Annotated in this window: 14 protein-coding genes; 3 read left to right on the forward strand and 11 right to left on the reverse strand. The window is 36.8% G+C overall.

Translation table 11 applies throughout. The annotated features are described in order from the left end of the window. Positions 1–58: 58 nt before the first annotated feature. On the forward strand, positions 59–1,429 hold the full coding sequence (locus tag FFM55_RS02825) for a UDP-N-acetylmuramoyl-tripeptide--D-alanyl-D-alanine ligase (protein ID WP_137600463.1): 1,371 nt from the start codon (positions 59–61) through the stop codon (positions 1,427–1,429). 48 nt (positions 1,430–1,477) lie between these two features. Here FFM55_RS02825 and FFM55_RS02830 read toward each other — a convergent pair whose 3' ends face one another. From FFM55_RS02830 to FFM55_RS02850, 5 genes are all read right to left on the reverse strand, one after another. After that, positions 1,478–2,287, reverse strand: a complete 810-nt coding sequence (locus FFM55_RS02830) for a Cof-type HAD-IIB family hydrolase (RefSeq protein WP_137600464.1) — start codon at positions 2,285–2,287, stop codon at positions 1,478–1,480. 163 nt (positions 2,288–2,450) lie between these two features. After that, positions 2,451–3,407 carry an ABC transporter permease gene (locus FFM55_RS02835; RefSeq protein WP_042492911.1) on the reverse strand — a complete coding sequence of 319 codons (957 nt, stop codon included), beginning with the start codon at positions 3,405–3,407 and terminating at the stop codon, positions 2,451–2,453. Between the two features lie 2 nt (positions 3,408–3,409). Beyond that, complete coding sequence (locus FFM55_RS02840) at positions 3,410–4,534, reverse strand: ABC transporter permease (protein ID WP_042492912.1); 1,125 nt, start codon at positions 4,532–4,534, stop codon at positions 3,410–3,412. A gap of 4 nt (positions 4,535–4,538) precedes the next feature. Next, positions 4,539–6,089, reverse strand: a complete 1,551-nt coding sequence (locus tag FFM55_RS02845; RefSeq protein ID WP_042492913.1) for an ABC transporter ATP-binding protein — start codon at positions 6,087–6,089, stop codon at positions 4,539–4,541. A gap of 220 nt (positions 6,090–6,309) precedes the next feature. Beyond that, positions 6,310–7,389, reverse strand: coding sequence for a BMP family lipoprotein (locus tag FFM55_RS02850; RefSeq protein WP_042492914.1), 1,080 nt, complete (start codon positions 7,387–7,389; stop codon positions 6,310–6,312). A gap of 437 nt (positions 7,390–7,826) precedes the next feature. Here FFM55_RS02850 and FFM55_RS02855 point away from each other — a divergent pair, with 437 nt between their 5' ends. Beyond that, entirely contained in the window at positions 7,827–8,879 is a 1,053-nt protein-coding gene (locus FFM55_RS02855) for an AI-2E family transporter (protein ID WP_042492915.1), read from the forward strand. A 58-nt stretch (positions 8,880–8,937) separates the two neighbouring features. Here FFM55_RS02855 and FFM55_RS02860 read toward each other — a convergent pair whose 3' ends face one another. The 6 genes from FFM55_RS02860 to FFM55_RS02885 all read right to left on the reverse strand — a co-directional run bounded on the left by FFM55_RS02860 (position 8,938) and on the right by FFM55_RS02885 (position 17,229). Continuing rightward, complete coding sequence (locus tag FFM55_RS02860; RefSeq protein ID WP_137600465.1) at positions 8,938–10,269, reverse strand: gluconate:H+ symporter; 1,332 nt, start codon at positions 10,267–10,269, stop codon at positions 8,938–8,940. 205 nt (positions 10,270–10,474) lie between these two features. Beyond that, on the reverse strand, positions 10,475–11,254 hold the full coding sequence (locus FFM55_RS02865) for a glucose 1-dehydrogenase (protein WP_042492917.1): 780 nt from the start codon (positions 11,252–11,254) through the stop codon (positions 10,475–10,477). A 20-nt stretch (positions 11,255–11,274) separates the two neighbouring features. Continuing rightward, a complete protein-coding gene (locus tag FFM55_RS02870) occupies positions 11,275–11,733 on the reverse strand; it encodes an ASCH domain-containing protein (protein ID WP_042492918.1) in 459 nt (152 codons plus the stop codon). A 122-nt stretch (positions 11,734–11,855) separates the two neighbouring features. Next, complete coding sequence (locus tag FFM55_RS02875) at positions 11,856–14,057, reverse strand: alpha-galactosidase (protein WP_137600466.1); 2,202 nt, start codon at positions 14,055–14,057, stop codon at positions 11,856–11,858. After that, complete coding sequence (locus tag FFM55_RS02880; protein ID WP_042492920.1) at positions 14,057–16,024, reverse strand: sugar MFS transporter; 1,968 nt, start codon at positions 16,022–16,024, stop codon at positions 14,057–14,059. Before FFM55_RS02880 ends, FFM55_RS02875 begins: the two co-directional genes overlap by 1 nt. A 188-nt stretch (positions 16,025–16,212) precedes the next feature. After that, a complete protein-coding gene (locus FFM55_RS02885) occupies positions 16,213–17,229 on the reverse strand; it encodes a LacI family DNA-binding transcriptional regulator (RefSeq protein ID WP_042492922.1) in 1,017 nt (338 codons plus the stop codon). A 171-nt stretch (positions 17,230–17,400) separates the two neighbouring features. On the opposite strand from FFM55_RS02885, the gene adhP reads away from it, so the two are divergent. Beyond that, entirely contained in the window at positions 17,401–18,417 is a 1,017-nt protein-coding gene (gene adhP / locus FFM55_RS02890; protein ID WP_042492923.1) for an alcohol dehydrogenase AdhP, read from the forward strand. Positions 18,418–18,485: the final 68 nt, after the last annotated feature.

Below are 18,485 nucleotides of genomic sequence, written 5' to 3' on the forward strand. Positions count from 1 at the left end.
CTGTTTGCGAACATAGTAAAATGATAATTAACAAAAAACATCTAAAGGACTGAAAAAAATGAAATTAAAACTTAACGAAATGGCTACCATTTTAAATGCGCCTATTCAAAATAAAGCTGATGTATTTATTACTAACACAACTTTTGACTCACGCCAAGCAACGCAAAACAGCTTATTCGTTCCCTTGGTTGCTGACAATGATGGCCATAACTATATTGCCTCAGCTAAAAAAAACGGTGCTAGTGTTGCACTTTGGCAGGCTGACCATCCTGATGTGCCAACTGATATTCCTGTCATTATTGTCCCAGATACTTTGGCAGCCTATCAACAATTAGCCAATTACTACCTTAACCAGGTTAACCCTAAAGTTGTCGCCGTTTCTGGTTCAAATGGTAAAACAACTACCAAAGATTTTATCGCTGCAATTGGTCAAAAAAAGTATCGTACTGTTAAAACACCAGCTAATTTCAATAATGAAATTGGGGTTCCGCAAACAATTTTATCAATGCCAAATGATACTGAACTATTAGTCATCGAAATTGGTATGGATCACCCTGGTGATTTAGATTTTCTATCAAAGCTTGTTGAACCTGATATCGCTTTATTGACCATGATTGGTGAAGCGCACATTGAATTTTTCAAGACACGTGCGCGTATTGCTGACGGAAAGATGGAAATCATTAACGGCTTGAAGAAAAATAGTCATTTAGTCTTTAACGGTGACGAGCCCTTGCTTAATGAACGCGTTGCACAACACGCTACGCTAAATTATGATTCATTCGGTTTAACAAATAGCAACGACCTATTCGCTAGTGAAATTGAAATGACCCCTTTACAGGCTAGTTTCGTCACAAATCAAAGCACACAACGTTTTACAATTCCATTAACTGGTAAATACAACGTTGCCAATGCTTTAGCCGCTATTAGTGTTGGTCATCTATTAAATATTACTGATGAACAAATTGCAACTGCCCTATTAGATGCACCGATTACTGAAAACCGTACTGAATGGTTAGTTGGTAATTTTGGCGGCAAAATTCTATCTGATGTTTATAATTCTAATCCAACTGCAGCTAAAGAAGTCTTGAATTTCTTTGCTGAAGTTCCAACTACTGGTCACCGATTTGCCGTAATTGGTGACATGTTACAACTTGGCGAAGCTTCAGCAGCTTTACATGCTAGCGTCGCTGATAGTTTAGATCCTGATAAAATTCAACGTGTTTATCTTGTCGGCGAAGAAATTGCACCATTAGAAGATGTCTTACGTGACATCTATCCAGCTGGTAGTGTTAAACGTTATGCTATCGACGACCAAGAAACACTACTAAAAGATTTATTAAATGATCTTTCTGCTAACGATATGATCATGTTGAAAGGATCACACGGTGTTCACCTTGAAAATATTGTAAAACAGATGACAACTAATTAAATATACTAAATAAGCCACCCTAATTTAAAATTAAGGTGGCTTATTTTTTTAATCTAGATTAAAGTATGACTTTAAATATGCTGCAACTCCGTCTTCAGTGTTACTTAGCGTTTCAGCTGTGGCGACTTTCTTTATTTTAGGAATCGCGTTCCCCATCGCAACACCGACACCAACTTGTTCAATCATCTCATAGTCATTTTCTTCATCCCCAAATGCCATTACATTTTCAAGTGATTCATCAAAATGAGCCATTAGTTGCGTCAATCCTCGCGCCTTGTTAACATCCTTTGGTAAAAATTCTAATAATTCTGGACGTGAAGGGACAATATGTAACATATCAGTTAAAGCCCCTGGCAAACCTGCGCGTACTTCCTTTATCTTATCAGCCGGCGCTGAGCATACCACTTTACCAAAATTTTGATTATCTGGTAATTCGTCAAATGTGACATCTGAAAAATTCAATGCATTGCCCATAAAATCTTCATAATCAGATTTACCTAATGCTGTCAATGAATACACCTGATCCGGCCCAATAACATCAAGTGGGTAATTTCTTACTTGTGCATCAGCATACAAAGCAGCAACATTTGTTTTATTTAAAGTTGTTTGATCTAAAACAGTTTGCGTTTGATTATGTTGTACCAAACCATCATTAAAAGTAATTGCATAATCTCCTGCTTCAAATAATGCCAGTTGTTTTAATAATTTTTGAATTCCTTGGATTGGCCGACCAGTACATAAAACAATCCGCTTACCATCATGATGCAGCTGTTTTAAAACCCGTTCATTTTCACTTGAAATCTCTTTATTAGCGTTCAATAAGGTATTATCTAAATCTAATGCAATGGTTGTTATCATATTTTCCACCCTCTTAATTATTTATTATTACCAATCCTATTATAACAATAAACGGCCTGTACTAAAGGCCACCAAATTCAATAAGAATTTAGTGGCCTCAAACATAACTATTTAAACTAATATTTTTGCCTTATTTTGTAAAACGCAAAACAGCTATTAATCATTAAACTGACTTAATATAATTAACACCATCAGCAGCTGGTGCCTTTGATTTAGCAAAGAAGATAACCAAAATTAACACGGTAAATACATAAGGCGCAATTTGTAGATAAACAGCTGGAATTTGATTAACAACTGGTAATTGTGCGCCAACGATGGCCATTGATTGTGAGAAACCGAAGAACAAAGCTGCGGCCATAGCCCCAACAGGATTCCAACGCCCAAATATCATTGCGGCCATTGACATGTAACCTTGCCCCACAATGGTTGACGCTGAAAAATTACCGGCAATTGATTGTGCAAACAAGGCACCACCAATACCACCTAAGATACCTGAAATTAAGACACCTGAATAGCGCAAAGCATAAACATTTAACCCTAAAGTATCAGATGCTTGTGGATTTTCACCCACTGAACGCAAACGTAATCCAAAACGCGTTTTAAACAATAGCCATGAAGCAACAAAAGCAATTGCAATTGCTACCCAGGCTGTTGATGATGTTTTTGTAAACAACACTGGACCAATGAATGGAATTTTGCTTAACCCAGGAACATTCCAATAACCAAAGTTTTCTGAAATCATTGATGTTTGACCCTTACCATACATCAACTTAATAATGTAGACACCCAAGGCAGGAGCCATCAAGTTCATAACCGTACCTGACACAATGTGATCAGCACGTAATGTAATAGTTGCCACAGCATGAATTAACGAGAACACCAAGCCGACAACGGCACCAGCAATCAACCCCAACCATGGTGTTGCGCTACCAAACTGATCAGCAAAACTAAGATTAAAGACAACTCCAGCAAAGGCTCCCATAATCATGGTTCCTTCAAGTCCCACGTTAACGATACCTGAACGTTCTGAGAAAGTTCCACCTAGCGCAGTAAAGATTAACGGCGCTGAGTAAACCAATGTACTTGAAATCACTAATTGTAAAATCGTTTCCACACTCATGATTACTTGGCCTCCTTTTTGTTAAGTTTTGTTGTTTTTTTATTCTTATCTTTTTTACGCTTTGATTTGCTATCGTCTTCATCAAGTTTAACCAAAATTAAACGAATTAAGTAGTTAGCACCAATGAAGAAAATAATAGCTGCTGTAACAACTGAAACCAATTCAGTTGGTACACCGGTAGCCAATGGCATTCCAAGACCACCAACGGATAGAACTGAAAACAAAAAGGCGGCAAACAAAATACCTATAAATGAACCCGATGCTAGCAATGCAACGGCCATACCATCATAACCAACTTGTGGTGCTGATGATTGTGAGAAGATATTTAGATAAGTTCCCAAGCCTTCAGTTGCACCAGCTAAGCCAGCTAATGTACCAGAAATAGTCATTGCCATAATAGCATTACGCTTAGCTGACATACCTGCATATCGAGCTGCATCCGGATTCAAACCAACAGCTTGAATTTCAAATCCTAACGTGGTCCGTTTCATCACAAACCAAATACCAAATAAAGCGACAACTGCAATGATAAACCCAATGTTAAATCGTGACCCGCCTGTTAAGTTAGACAAAAAATCCCAGCGTAATGAATCCGTTGTCGATAATGTTTTAGTCATATCCGTTGTGGCCATCAATTTTTGTGGCAAACCTTGAACAACTGCATTACCACCATACAAAACAATATAATTTAACATAATTGTTGTAATAACTTCTGAAGCCCCAAATTGCGCACGTAACCAACCTGGAATAAAGCCCATTACGGCTCCACCTGCTGCACCAATAATGACAGCAGCTGGAATCAAAATCCAAGGATTCATACCTTGATTAGCTAATACAAACCAAGTTGATGCAATCCAACCTACCCAAACTTGACCAGAAAGTCCAATGTTAAAGAACCCAGCTGATTGGGCAACCAAAAAACCAGCTGCCGTCAAGATTAATGGGGTCATTGCGCGTAAGACTTCACCAATATTTAATGAAGATCCTAAGGCCGATTGAACGAGACTAACATACCCAGTAACTGGATTAAATCCTGAAATAAGCATAATCACCGCACCAACTATCAAACCAAAGAAGACAGCTAAGCCGGCAACGAGCCCTGTACTATATGAATTAATTTTATTCACGAGATTATTCTCCTGCTAATTGTGCCCGAGCTTGATCTAATGACATCCCTGCCATTAACAATCCTAACTCATTTTTTGAAGTTTCATTTGCGTTCACAATACCTGTTATTTCACCGTGTGAAATAACAGCAATACGATCGGCAACATTCAAAATTTCATCTAATTCAAAACTCACTAACATGACTGCTTTATCTGCATCACGTTGATTAATTAATTGTTGATGAATATATTCAATGGCCCCGACATCCAACCCACGTGTTGGTTGCGCTGCTATCACAAAATCTGCATCACGATCTAATTCACGAGCGATAATAGCTTTTTGCTGATTACCACCCGACAATGAACCAGCTGTTACTAATTCATTAACCGTACGCACATCAAACTTCTCAATCAAATCACGAGCATGTTGATTAATGGCATTGTAATCAAGAACACCCATTTTTGAAAGTGGTCGTTTATAATATGTTTGCAAGGCAATATTTTCAGCTAAAGTCATGTCTAATTCCAAGCCAAAACGATGCCGGTCCTCTGGAATATGAGCAACGCCAGCTTCCGTTATCTGACGCGGCTTTTTATTTGTAATATTTTTCCCGTGTAGCACAACTTTTCCAGAAGTAACTGGCATCAAGCCCGTAATGGCTGAAATAAGTTCAGATTGTCCATTACCGTCAATCCCTGCAATTCCCAAAACTTCACCAGCTTTAAAATCAAGGCTTAAATCTTTAACAGCTGCTATACCACGGCTATCTTTAACTGTTAGGTGCTCTAATGAGACTACTGTATTCTTAGGGTTCGCCGGTGTTTTTGCTGTATCATATAGTGATACGGAACGTCCAACCATGATATCAGCCAATTCTTGTGATGACACCCCAGCAACTGGAAATGAATCAATTGATTTACCACGACGAATAACTGTCACTTGATCAGCAACTGCTTTAATTTCATCTAATTTATGTGTAATCAAGATAACTGATTTACCTTCAGCTGCTAAATGACGCATAATGTTCATCAATTCATCAATTTCTTGTGGTGTCAGTACTGCTGTCGGCTCATCAAAAATCAAAATATCAGCGCCACGATATAATGTTTTTAAAATTTCAACACGTTGTTGCATCCCCACTGAAATATCACCAGCTAAGGCTTGTGGATCGACATCTAAGCCGTATTGTTCTGATAAATTTTTAATATCCTGTGTCGCTTTTTTGATATTTAGGTTCATACCGTTAACAGGCTCTGACCCTAACACGATATTTTCAGTTACTGTAAAAGCATCAATCAACATAAAATGTTGGTGGACCATCCCTATACCTAATTCGGCTGCTTTTGCAGGACTATCAACAATTGTTTTTTGACCATTAATTAAAATATCACCTGAAGTGGGCTGTAATAAACCAGATAACTGATTCATTAAAGTTGACTTACCCGCACCATTTTCACCAAGTAAGGCATGAATTTGACCACGTCTTACTTGTAAGTTAATGTCATCATTTGCTCGAAACTCACCGAATTGTTTCACGATATTGTGCATCTCAAGCACAATTGGCTCATCTGCCATATTTTCTTTCTCCCTGAAAAAATTTCTAACTTACCGATCATAAACTCAATATATAAGAGTCATTTTACATATATTCAAGTCGTTTTACTAGTATCCAACACAAAATAATTCGCCTTTTAATATTCTTGTTACATAACTTTTATAATATGCTAACTAACAGTCAAAAAAGCCGAACATTAATTTGTTCCGCTTTTTTGACAAATTATTATGACTAATGTTCTTAATTTACCTTACTAGGTACCTTAACTTCATCAGATTTTACAGCATCTTCAGCTTTTTGAACTGCTTGCTTTTCTTTATCATTCAAATTAGCTGTTGTTAATCCTACACCATTATTCTTCAAACCAAATGTAACAGTCTTACCACCAGGGAAATCACCCTTCATTGCTTGGTTGGCAATTTTAACAATTGAACTTGGAATTTTCTTAACTGCTGAAGCCATGGTTAAGTTAGATGCATCACCATTCTTAGCCTTGTATGCACCTTGATCTTTTTGATCCATATCCACACCAATTACCCAGGCTTTGTTTTTATCATTGGCAGGTAGTTTTGTATCAATATCTTTAGCGGCTGTAAACACTGAATTTCCAGCTGGTCCAGCAGCTTGGAAAATAATATGTGAACCAGATGTATACATCGCATCAGCAATTGTTTTTGATTTAGCCGTGTCCGTAAATGATTCAATATATTGCACATCAACCTTCATATTTGGATCAACAGACTTAACACCTGCAGTATAACCTGCTTGGAACGCTTTAATTGTTGCTGAACTCATACCACCAATAAAGCCAACCTTATTGTCACCTAATTCTTGTGCTTTTGTTGCTGCAGCAACACCTGCTAAGTATGATGCTTCGTGTTGTTTAAACATCATTGATGCCACATTTTTCAATGGTTTCTTCGCAACATCATCAATCAACACATAGTTAGTCTTTTTATTTTTTGATGCTGAATCAACCAAAGCATCATTTGTTGCATAACCAACTCCAATTAGCAAATTATAGTTAGCTGAAACTCCTTGTTGGAAGTTAGGTGCAAAATCAGCATTTGTTTTTGAAGCAAAATAATTGTAACCGTCTTTACCTTTAGTTAAATCATGTGATTTACCCCAATCAGTAACACCTTTCCAGGCCGATTGGTTGAATGAGCGATCATCCACACCGCCAACATCAGTTACCATGGCAACTGAAAAATCTTTTTTATCAGTACTTGTGTCCTTATTACCCAGTACCGTTGCACCAACACCAGCTATAATAACAACTGCAACTCCACCAATTACTAAATTACGACGTGAAACCATGTTTCATTCTCCTCAACTTTCATGCATCACTATTTGCTTAATTCGTTTGGTTAACAATTCGGTTAACAAAACGTTTATCGTTAATTTCTTTGACTAGTATAGCTTGTCACGCCGTCATGTGCAATCTATTATTGTTAGTTTTTTATAACATTAGTAAAACGTTTTACATGGTTTTATCCTGTTTATTAAATAAAAAAGCGAATAAACCACACTACGAAATTAAAAATGTTTGGCATAAAACGTTTTAATTTCGTAGTGTGTTATTTTCTTAACGTTACTATTCGTTAATTTTTTTGTTTACAATTAGATAACAAATAATTTTTATGTTCTTTCTCATGCGTTTAATCCATTAGTTATCGACATGCCTCCTCACGTGTTATTTTTTTAAAACATGCGTATAATGAGAAATAGTTATTAAAAATTTAAGGAGTACATACGTGAACGATTTAAAAGCATTATTTAAACGAGTAGATGTTCAAAAGTTAATTGCTTTAATTTTTATTTTAGCTATTTTATACGTTATCAAAGATTTAATTAGCATTGTCCTCTTAACCATTATTTTTAGTTACTTAGCGATTAAAAGCGCTACTAAAATTAAGCAATGGACTAAAATCCCCTATGGTTTTTCTGTTTTACTTTTCTTTATCGTCTGTTTAGTTGTTTTGGGAATGTCGATTACCTTTATCATGCCAACCTTGATTGAACAATTTGCGGTTATTCCTGATGAAGTGATGAAATTTATTCAAAACTTTCCTGATGTCAAAAAGTATCTAGACGAAACATATCAGAATTTGGATTTGTTAACTGAAGTGACTAAAAATTGGCAAACACTATTGGCAAGTGGTTTAGATACCATTACGGCTATTAGTGGTGTCCTATCAAAAATTGCCTTATCTATCTTTTTGAGTTTTATTTGTGCCATTTCATGGACCAAGCTTCAAAAATTTGGCACTAAGTTTTTAAACTCAGAATATCCTGTTTTTTTCAAACATGTTTACGATCTAAGTAGTACTTTTATTCTCATTTTAGGTAGTGTCATTGAGGTGCAGTTAACGATTGCTTTTATTAACACAATCCTAATGGTGATTGGTTTGAGCTTGATTAAAGTGCCAAGTATTATGGTGATGGCTTTATTGATTTTTATTTTAGGTCTAATCCCAATTGCCGGTGTGATTATTTCATTAATTCCGTTAAGCATTATTTCATTTGCTGCCTTGAGTTGGACGGGTATGTTTGAAGTTTGGGCTTTAGTTGCTGTTATCCATTTGTTTGAGTCGTACTTTTTGCATCCACGTTTGATGGCTAATCGTACCGAGTTACCAATCTTTTTGACCTTTGCAACCATCATTGTCATGGAACACTTGTTAGGTGCATGGGGATTAATCATTGGTATTCCAATTGTGGCATTCATTTTAAGTATCTTAGGTGTACAAGATGCACCTGTTGGTAAACCAAAAGACATTAATGCAAAACAAAAAGCTCAAGATTGACATCACGTCGCTCCCAAGCTTTTATTACCAGGATAGATAACTATCCTGGTTTTTTTATTTAAACAAATAATGATAGAACAAGCACTGATCCTAAACCAGCTACTGCCAACACACTAGTCAAAGTTGTCCATGATAATAATGTTTCCTTTAGTGATAAGCCAAAGTACTCCTTGATCATCCAGAAACCAGCATCATTAACGTGATCAGCAAAGACTGAACCAGCACCAATTGCCAAGACAATCAAAGCAGGGTTAATAGTTGATGAAGCAACTAATGGTGCAATCAACCCAGCAGCTGTAATTCCAGCAACAGTTGAAGAACCTAGACTAACACGCAAAACAGCCGTGATTAACCAAGCAGCAATAATTGGTGACATTGAAGTACCAGCAAATAATGCTGAGACATAACCTGAAATACCACCTTCGATAAGTACCTCTTTCAAGGCACCACCACCACCAATGATTAGTAGCATCATCGCAATTTGCTTAATTGATTCTGTCAAAGTATTACCAATATCTGTCATCTTAACATGGCGCATCACACCCATTGTGAATACAGCAAAGATTAATGACAATAACATAGCAATATCTGGACTACCAATAAATGTGATTGTTTGACCAATAACTGACTTAGTAGACAAGAATGGTTCTAAAATTGTCGCAATTCCAATCAAGATAACAGGCATCATTGATGTTAAGATACTAATACCAAAACCTGGTGTTTCTTCAATCTTAAATGTCTTGAATTCCCCAAAAACGTTTGGTGTTTCCTTATGATAAACACTTGGATATACTTTTTTCAAAACAATATTGAAAATAGGTCCTGCGATAATAATAGTTGGAATAGCTGCAATAATTCCAAGTAGCAAAACTTGACCAATACTTGCATTAAATACCCCTGCAACAGCTGTTGGTGCCGGATGAGGTGGCAAGAATGCATGCGCTGTATTCAGCGTGGCAGCCATTGGAATACCAAGGTATAGTAATGGAATTTTAAGCTCGCTGGCAATCACAAACAAAATTGGTAGCAATACAACTAAACCAACTTCAAAGAATAGTGCAATTCCAACAATAAATGAAGCTAGAATGATGGCAATTTGAATTTGCTTGCGACCAAATTTTTGAATCAAAGTATTTGCAATTCTGTACCCACCACCAGTATCAGAAACCAACTTTCCGATCATTGATCCAAGACCAAAAACAATTGCTAAATGGCCTAACTGACCACCAATTCCTGTTTCAATAGCTGGGCCAATTTTATCGACCGGAATTCCCAACACAAGTGCTAAAAATACAGCTGTCACTAACAATGAGACATAGGTGTTTAGTTTGAATTTGACAATTAATAAAATCAATAAAACAATGCCTACGAAAACCCAAAATAATGGCATAATAATTTCTCCTTAAGATAACGATTAAAATATCAATAAAGTATTAATAATACCGTTCACAATCAAAACGGTATTATTAATTGTAATCGCTTTCAGGAGTTTTGACTAGCCCTTATACACATTAATTTTATCTAATTTTTGCCCCATAATTAAATACTTGATTGAATGTGTCCTCTCCACTTTCATGAGAAACAGTTACTTTACTTTAACGTAGTAGATAACCACCATCAACTGGTAGTGTAACACCTGTCACATAACTAGCAGCGTCACTTGCCAAAAATACTACGACTCCCATTAATTCAGAAGGATCTGCCCAATGACCTGCTGGAATATGATTCAAAATTTCAGGTCCACGTACTGGGTCTTCTTGCAATGGTTTAGTCATGTCAGTATTTACATATCCTGGTGCAATCGCATTGACTTGAATGTTATGCGCAGCTAACGCATCTGCATAAGCCTTTGTCAACCCAACAACCCCATGCTTGCTGGCTGCGTATGGATAAATGAATTTTCCTGCCCGATATGCTTGCATTGATGCAATATTAATAATCTTGCCACTTTCTTGTGTTGCCATCACTTTAGCAACAGCTTGTGATAAGTAATATAGGGCATTTAAATTCAAATTAATAACTTTATTCCAATCTTCTTTGGGAAATTCATCCCATTCATGACGGATTGTCATACCAGCATTGTTAACTAAAATATCAATTTTACCAAAAACTGTCGTTGCATAAGCGACAATTTTATCAGCTGCCTCATCTGCTGTTATATCAATCGCTAAAAATTCAGCACGATGTCCTGTTACTTTAGCATGGGCTTTAATATCATCCCACCCCTTTTGCGAACGTGAAATCACTAAAACATCTGCGCCAGCTGTACTAAGCGCCTTTGTATAATATTGCCCCAATCCTGAAGCACCACCCGTAATAATAGCGACTTTTCCAGTCAAATCAAACTGTTGCATGCTAAATATTTCTTGTGTCATCCTTTATTTCCCCTCTTTATTTAAACATATACGACTTCAAACACTTCACAAATACAAGGTATTTGTTCATTAAAGCGACGCCCGACACTAGCATATTCTGCTTTAAAAAAGGCTTCATGAACTTGGCGCCAATACGCTAACGAACGATCTCCCTCACCCTCATGGTAGGCATGCTCAGCTGAAACTAAATTATAAGGCATTATCTCAACAACTTTCGTTTCCGTAATACAGACTGGTTGTTGCTGTCCATCTAAAATTATATTATATTCACCAACGTATGGTCGCGCTTCGTTTGGCTCATATAAATCAGCTGCAGATGTTGTAGCCGTCTTAAGACCACAACGCGTTAACTCAGACAATTCATCTGCCATTGCTGGGTTATCCCCATATGACCAAGCAGAATAGGCTGTTGCTGACGATATTCCCTGTCGTTCACAAAATTTTTGCCAATATTGTGTGATTTTGCTGTTATTCAACATTGTACCCTCCCTTCCATGAAGTTATTATAACTTGTTTTTACTCATTATATTTCACTAAATAAAAATGAGGCTATCATCAAATTAATGATAGCCTCCTAAAAATTAATGAACCCTGCTTAAGCTTACTTCGCTTTATAATGATAAATCATCGCATTAAAGTCTGAAAATACTGCTGGTTCATAAATGCCAGCATGCATTAATTCATCCCCACCGAATTCATCACCCGTAGCAACATCTTCATACACTTTGTCAGCATCCAAATCCACTAACTTCAACATCTTATTTTCTGGTTGAGCTTGTGACAAAATATTAAATGAGAATACTAAAGCTTCATTTTTATCATCACTAACAAACATCCAAGCACAACGATTACCCTCATTCGGATCGATCAAGCGACTATATTGCCCATATTGCACTAGTTGACGCATTTGCTTATACTGTGCAACTTGTTCTTTAACAGCTTGTTTTTCATCGTCTGTCATCTGGGTTAGATCCAATTCGTAACCAAAGACACTACTCATCGCAACAGCACCTCGAGTTTGCAAAGAAGTATAGCGACCAGTTTGCTGATTTGGTGCCTCTGAAACATGTGACGTAAAGGATGAAATTGGATAGGCTAGTGATGTACCATATTGGATTTTCATACGTGCAACCGCATCTGTATTATCACTTGTCCAAGATTGCGGCATGTAGTACATGAACCCAGCATCAATACGACCACCGCCGCCTGAACAACCTTCCCATAAAATATCAGGATATTCAGTCGTTAATTCTTCTAATAATTGGTACAATCCCAATACATAGCGATGCATGACTTCTCCCTGGCGACTAGCTGGCAAATCAGTTGCATAAATATCCGTTAAATTACGGTTCATGTCCCACTTTACGTAATCAATATCTGTATTATCAAAGATTGCTTTCATTTGACTATGAATATTTTCACGAACTTCTGGTCGTCCAATATCTAATACAAATTGATTACGAGATGGGCTCGGTGTGCGATTTGGCACTTTAAGCATATATTCTGGATGATTTTTATACAAATCGGAATCAATTGAAATCATTTCTGGTTCAAACCAAATACCAAATTGTAAATCACGTTCATGAATATAATTTGCGAAATGTTGCAGTCCTTGTGGGAATTTTTTGGCAAGCACCTGCCAATCTCCTAATGAGGTATTGTCATCATCACGGTGGCCAAACCAACCGTCATCAAGCACAAACATCTCAATTCCCATATCCTTTGCTTCATCAACAATTGGTTGTAGTCTTGCTTCATCAAAATCCATGAAAGTTGCTTCCCAATTATTAACAACAATTGGTCGTACTGAATTTTTGTATTTACTACGAACCATTCGTTGCTGTAATAAATTATGCAATGCTTGACTCATACCATTCAAACCAGTATTTGAGTAGGTCATAATTACTTCAGGTGCTTGGAAACTATCTTTAGCAGCCACTTCCCAATCAAATTGATCATCATTAATCCCGACAGCAATCCGATAAGTACCATACGGATCCTTGCTGACCTCTTCTTTATGATTTCCAGAATATACAAAGCTTAAGCCAACAACTTCACCTTTAAATTCATTAGTCTGTGTATCTGCAATGGCAATAAAATTATTCATATGATGACTTGTTGTGCCACGTCGACTTTGGAATGTTTTTGTACCAAATGTGATTGGCTCACGATTGATATTCCGTTCATTGGCATGGCCCCCAGGTAAGGAAATAACATCTTTTTCACCAACAGGTAAATCAATCATCATTGATGCAATTTTTTCTAGATGAACCGCCTGCTCACCATTATTAATGATTTGAACAGACCGTGTGATAACTGGTCGTTGTCGATAAATCGTATAGCGCATTGCCAAGGTTAGCTGACTGACCTCATCTACTAAGTTAACCGTTAATGTTTGCGCTTCATGCTCATCTACCACATATGTTGCTGGTAATCCAGCTAACGTGGGCTTACCATCTGAAATTGTATAGTCTTGATATTTAAAAAATGCTGACCGGCTACCATCTGCTTGCCGAACTACAAGCGCTGGCGTTCTAAAATCACCATCTCCCTCATAACTATATTCACGCAAAATTGCATCTAATGAATAGGTACGATCTGATGATTTGGGTAAATTACCCGAAAAGCCACGATCAAGTCTAGGGCTCTTAAGATGGCCATGATACTGTTTGATTCGTTGGCCATAATACAAGTGCGCTAAAACCCCGCCTGCCTCAATACCGAGTACATATGATATATCGTCGTTATGCAAGTGAAAAGATTGCGTTTTTGTATCAAAATCAATTAAATTACTTTGTGTCATTATTTGCTTACTCCTTTATTATCGTTGGTCGCTTGCTTTAAAGTAAACACCGCTTCACTCACTGCTGTCACTTGCTTATCTACCGGCGTTACGACGTTAAAATCTGTAAAGTTTTGCCAATTCGTTACCACAACAGTTACTGTGTCGTCATACCCTGCTTTTTGAATAGCTGGATCCCAGAATTCAATTAATTGGTCACCTTTTTTAACAGTTTGACCTTCTGTCACCAGACTAACAAAGCCAGTACCATTCATGTGCACTGTACCAAATCCAATATGAATTAATAGTGCAACGCCATCTTCTGAAACCAATCCAACTGCATGACGCGTTGGGAAAACCTGCTTAATTGTTGCATCAAATGGTGCATACACTTTACCATCAGTCGGTTCAACAGCAAATCCTCGACCAACTTGGCCACTCGCAAATGTCTGATCTGACACTGAAGTTAATGGCTTAATTTGACCATCAACAGGTGCTGTTAAAACAATATTTTGTACATTGCGTGTCTCTTCTTGTTCAACCGCAATATTCTTTCCCCATGTCTTAGCCAATTCATCAACGATTTCTGCGTGTCTTTTTTCAGTTAACGTTGACTTACGCCAAAAGATAATGAAAGCAATAATTAACAATACAGCTGGCACACCAAACATCATAAATTTAAATTTGAAGGCACCGCTAGCTGTAATTGATGCTGCTGTTGCACCAGTTGTCATTCCTGCAATAACAGCTACTTGTCCAACAACACCATTTGAAAGTGCACCACCTAATTTGTCCAATAATGGACGAATTGACAATGTTAATGACTCATCACGATGGCCTAATTTTAGCTGACCATATTCAACTGAATCTGAAATAATCATCAATACAACCAAGAAGATAACTGCTTGTGGTACTTGGAACATTTCAGCTGCAACAATGACCATTGCAAATGACTTACCAGCTAATGAGAATAACAATAGTCCTGCCAACATAATCCCAATACATGTCGCAAATACTCGGCGTCGATTAAACCGATCCACTAACTTTGGGAAAATTGAAACAGAAATTAAACTAATGACGATATTAACACCTTGGAAAATTGAAAATAGGGTTGATTTACCCATAATAAATGTAAAGTAGTACAAAACCAACGAATTTTCAATGTTGATACCAATTGCATAGATACCATACGTTAAAGCAATCCACATCAATTGGTCATTTTTTGCCAATGTTGAAAAAATTTGTTTGAAACCAACAGTATCTTTAACATTTTTACGTAAGTCAGACTGCACTTCCTTGGTTCCCAAACCAACAACCCATGACGTTGCAATACCAACTAAAGCAACAATTAACCCAAAGGCAAACCAACCACGTGAATCACCCGTACCGTTGACTTGGTTAACTGAAAAGAACAACACTAATGGCATTACGACAACACCAACAAGGCCACCACCTAGTGTTGATCCGATACGCGCAAATGACGATGTTCGTTCACGTTCTTTTGAATTGAACGATAATGCTGGAATCATTGACCAAAATGCAACATCTTTAAAGGCATAAAAAATATCCATTGTGATGTATAAAATTGCAAAGACAATTAAATATAAATAAGGATGACTTTGGTTCAAACCACCTAAATCAGTAAATAACAAGAGCAACATAATGGATGTAATAGTTCCACCGATTACAACCCATGGTTTAAATTGTCCAAAACGTGTTTTGGTACGATCAATCCAATTACCAATAAATGGATCAATAATTAACTCCACAACACGTAAAATCGTAATAATCGCCGTGATATACATAATCATGCGATCATTTTGTGCCTTATCCCCTGTATTAAACAAGTGAGTTGTCACAAACATGATGAAGTATGTTGATAATGCCCCATAAAAAACATCATTACCGAATGCACCGAATGCATAAGAAATTCGTGAAATTGCTTTTTGCATTGGACTTTGTTTAGCCAGATCGTTAACTTTTTCCATAATACTTCCCCTAAGATTTATTAAAACAGTGCACATAAACAAGTAATTTCAGTTTTGTTTACTTGTTTACTAATCAATACCTAGATTGTAACCGCTTTCTTTTTAAAAATCAACTTATTTTAAAAAAAGCCTAAGACAGGAATTATCCTATCTTAGGCTTTTAAAATGATAAACAAATGTTTTTTTATTTACATACTCTCTCGTATTATTAATTTTGAATTAATAGTTAATTGAATTGCAGATTCACGATCACCAACTAATTTTTCACGCGCTAAGTTAATGGCTTCCTTCCCCATTTCTTTAGTTGCTGGTCGCACTGTTGTTAATGACGGATACAAATATTCAGACATTTCGATGCCGTCAAAACTTACGACTGCAATATCATCTGGTATTTTATAAGTCATTTCTTGAATGACACGATAAATACCAATTGCTTGTAAATCATTACTTGCAAAAATTGCCGTTGGGCGCTCTGCTTGTTGCAAGATTTTTTTCGTCACCTGCATCGCGTCTTCGGATGTCCAATTGGTAATATAGGTATCTTTGTATGCTTCTAATTGATGTAACGTCATCCAATCTAAATAGGCTTGATGACGTACATCCAATAATTCACTTTTTTCAATTCGTTGCTCTCCAACTAGCTTTTTTTCACCACCAATAAAGGTAATTTGCCGATGACCTTTAGCAAAAAGTAAATCTAATAATCGTTTTGTTTGGCGACCAAAATCATTTTGAATAACATCATAATTATCAAAAATACGATTATCATCAATAATCACAACATTTTTATTATATTGATAAATTTTTGCCAACACATCATTGGTTAGCACGCCCACAACGATAACTGCACCATAAACCGCCAAATTTTGCCAATCAACATTATTATTTGCAGGAAGTCTAATACTATCTGCAATTTTCATGCCCCACAGGGTTGCTTGCTCATTGATACCAGCTAATATTTCTTGAAAATAAGGGTCTGCTAATTCTTCTTGTGCTGTTAAAGCTGTCACAATTGCTAAGTGTAATTTGTCTTGATGATTGCGGTTAGCAACATTCGCTAATTTATAATGTAATTGATTCGCGATTTGCCAAACGCGATTACGCGTACCGTCTGATACCGAAAAACTCGGATCTTGATTTAATATTCTGGAAACTGTTGCTTTTGAAACACCAGCTAATGTTGCAATATCTTGAATACTTGCCATATTTATCCCCTACTACCTTATTAATTAAGATAATATTACCATTTTTGACGTAATTAGATACTTATTTCATATCTCTTTAAATATTGTGAACTTTTTCACTTTATCTATAAACAAGTTTTTGTTATACTTTAGTTGTTTTTAATAACGTACATTTTCAGGGGGATAAACATTATGAAAGCAGCAGTTGTCAGAGATAATTGTGACGGATATGTCGACATTAAAGAAGTCACATTACGAGAATTAAAATATGGTGAAGCACTCATTAAAATGGAATATTGTGGCTTATGTCACACAGACTTACATGTCGCTGCAGGTGATTTTGGTAAAGTACCTGGTCGTATTATTGGTCATGAAGGCGTCGGTAAAGTCATTCAATTAGCTGACGGTGCCGATAATCTTGCCATTGGTGATCGCGTTTCCATTGCTTGGTTTTATCGTGGTTGTGGTCACTGCGAATATTGTACAACAGGCCGTGAAACATTATGTCGTAATGTTGAAAATTCAGGATTTACTGTTGATGGTGCAATGGCTGAAGAATGCATTGTTCCTGCTTCTTATGCCGTTAAAGTCCCCGCAGGTCTTGATCCCATTGAAGCAACCTCACTCACCTGTGCTGGTGTTACAGTTTATAAAGGGCTAAAAACTGGTCATGTACAACCTGGCCAATGGGTAGAAATTGTTGGTGCTGGTGGACTAGGTAATCTAGCCGTTCAATATGCCCATCATGTTTTTGGTGCCCACGTTGCAGCTGTTGACATTGATGACGAAAAATTAGTTGCCACCAAAATATTAGGTGCCGATTTAACCATTAATTCAAAAAAGGAAGATGCTTCAAAAATTCTCCAAGATAAAGTTGGTGGCGTTCATAGTGCACTGATTACTGCTGTCAATTCTGAATCGTTTACGACAGCCGTTAATGCCTTACGTCCTGATGGTACCTTAGTCGCTATCGCCTTACCTAAAGGAGACATGGGATTAAACATCTCTAAAACCGTTCTTGATGGCATTAAAGTCGCTGGCTCATTAGTAGGAACTCGCCAAGACCTGGCCGAAGCTTTCCAATTTGGTGCTGAACATAACGTCAAGCCAATTGTTAAAACGCGATCATTATCTGAAATTAATGATATCATTGATGAAATGAAAAATAATCAAATTATTGGCCGCATGGTAATTGACTTCACTCATTAACTTATCTATTACTAACTATCATAAGACCCATATCAATAGACTAATATAAAAGTAGCAAATCAATGAAG

The sequence above is a fragment of the Weissella sagaensis genome, from assembly GCF_005405285.1.
GTDB lineage: Bacteria > Bacillota > Bacilli > Lactobacillales > Lactobacillaceae > Weissella > Weissella sagaensis.

Excerpts from the sequence above, each read along its gene's own strand:
- FFM55_RS02865 (WP_042492917.1), bottom strand. The coding sequence starts at position 11,254 with ATGACACAAGAAATATTTAGCATGCAACAGTTTGATTTGACTGGAAAA.
- FFM55_RS02835 (WP_042492911.1), bottom strand. The coding sequence starts at position 3,407 with ATGAGTGTGGAAACGATTTTACAATTAGTGATTTCAAGTACATTGGTT.
- FFM55_RS02860 (WP_137600465.1), bottom strand. The coding sequence starts at position 10,269 with ATGCCATTATTTTGGGTTTTCGTAGGCATTGTTTTATTGATTTTATTA.
- FFM55_RS02880 (WP_042492920.1), bottom strand. The coding sequence starts at position 16,024 with ATGGAAAAAGTTAACGATCTGGCTAAACAAAGTCCAATGCAAAAAGCA.
- FFM55_RS02850 (WP_042492914.1), bottom strand. The coding sequence starts at position 7,389 with ATGGTTTCACGTCGTAATTTAGTAATTGGTGGAGTTGCAGTTGTTATT.
- adhP (WP_042492923.1), top strand. The coding sequence starts at position 17,401 with ATGAAAGCAGCAGTTGTCAGAGATAATTGTGACGGATATGTCGACATT.
- FFM55_RS02825 (WP_137600463.1), top strand. The coding sequence starts at position 59 with ATGAAATTAAAACTTAACGAAATGGCTACCATTTTAAATGCGCCTATT.
- FFM55_RS02830 (WP_137600464.1), bottom strand. The coding sequence starts at position 2,287 with ATGATAACAACCATTGCATTAGATTTAGATAATACCTTATTGAACGCT.
- FFM55_RS02885 (WP_042492922.1), bottom strand. The coding sequence starts at position 17,229 with ATGGCAAGTATTCAAGATATTGCAACATTAGCTGGTGTTTCAAAAGCA.
- FFM55_RS02870 (WP_042492918.1), bottom strand. The coding sequence starts at position 11,733 with ATGTTGAATAACAGCAAAATCACACAATATTGGCAAAAATTTTGTGAA.
- FFM55_RS02845 (WP_042492913.1), bottom strand. The coding sequence starts at position 6,089 with ATGGCAGATGAGCCAATTGTGCTTGAGATGCACAATATCGTGAAACAA.
- FFM55_RS02875 (WP_137600466.1), bottom strand. The coding sequence starts at position 14,057 with ATGACACAAAGTAATTTAATTGATTTTGATACAAAAACGCAATCTTTT.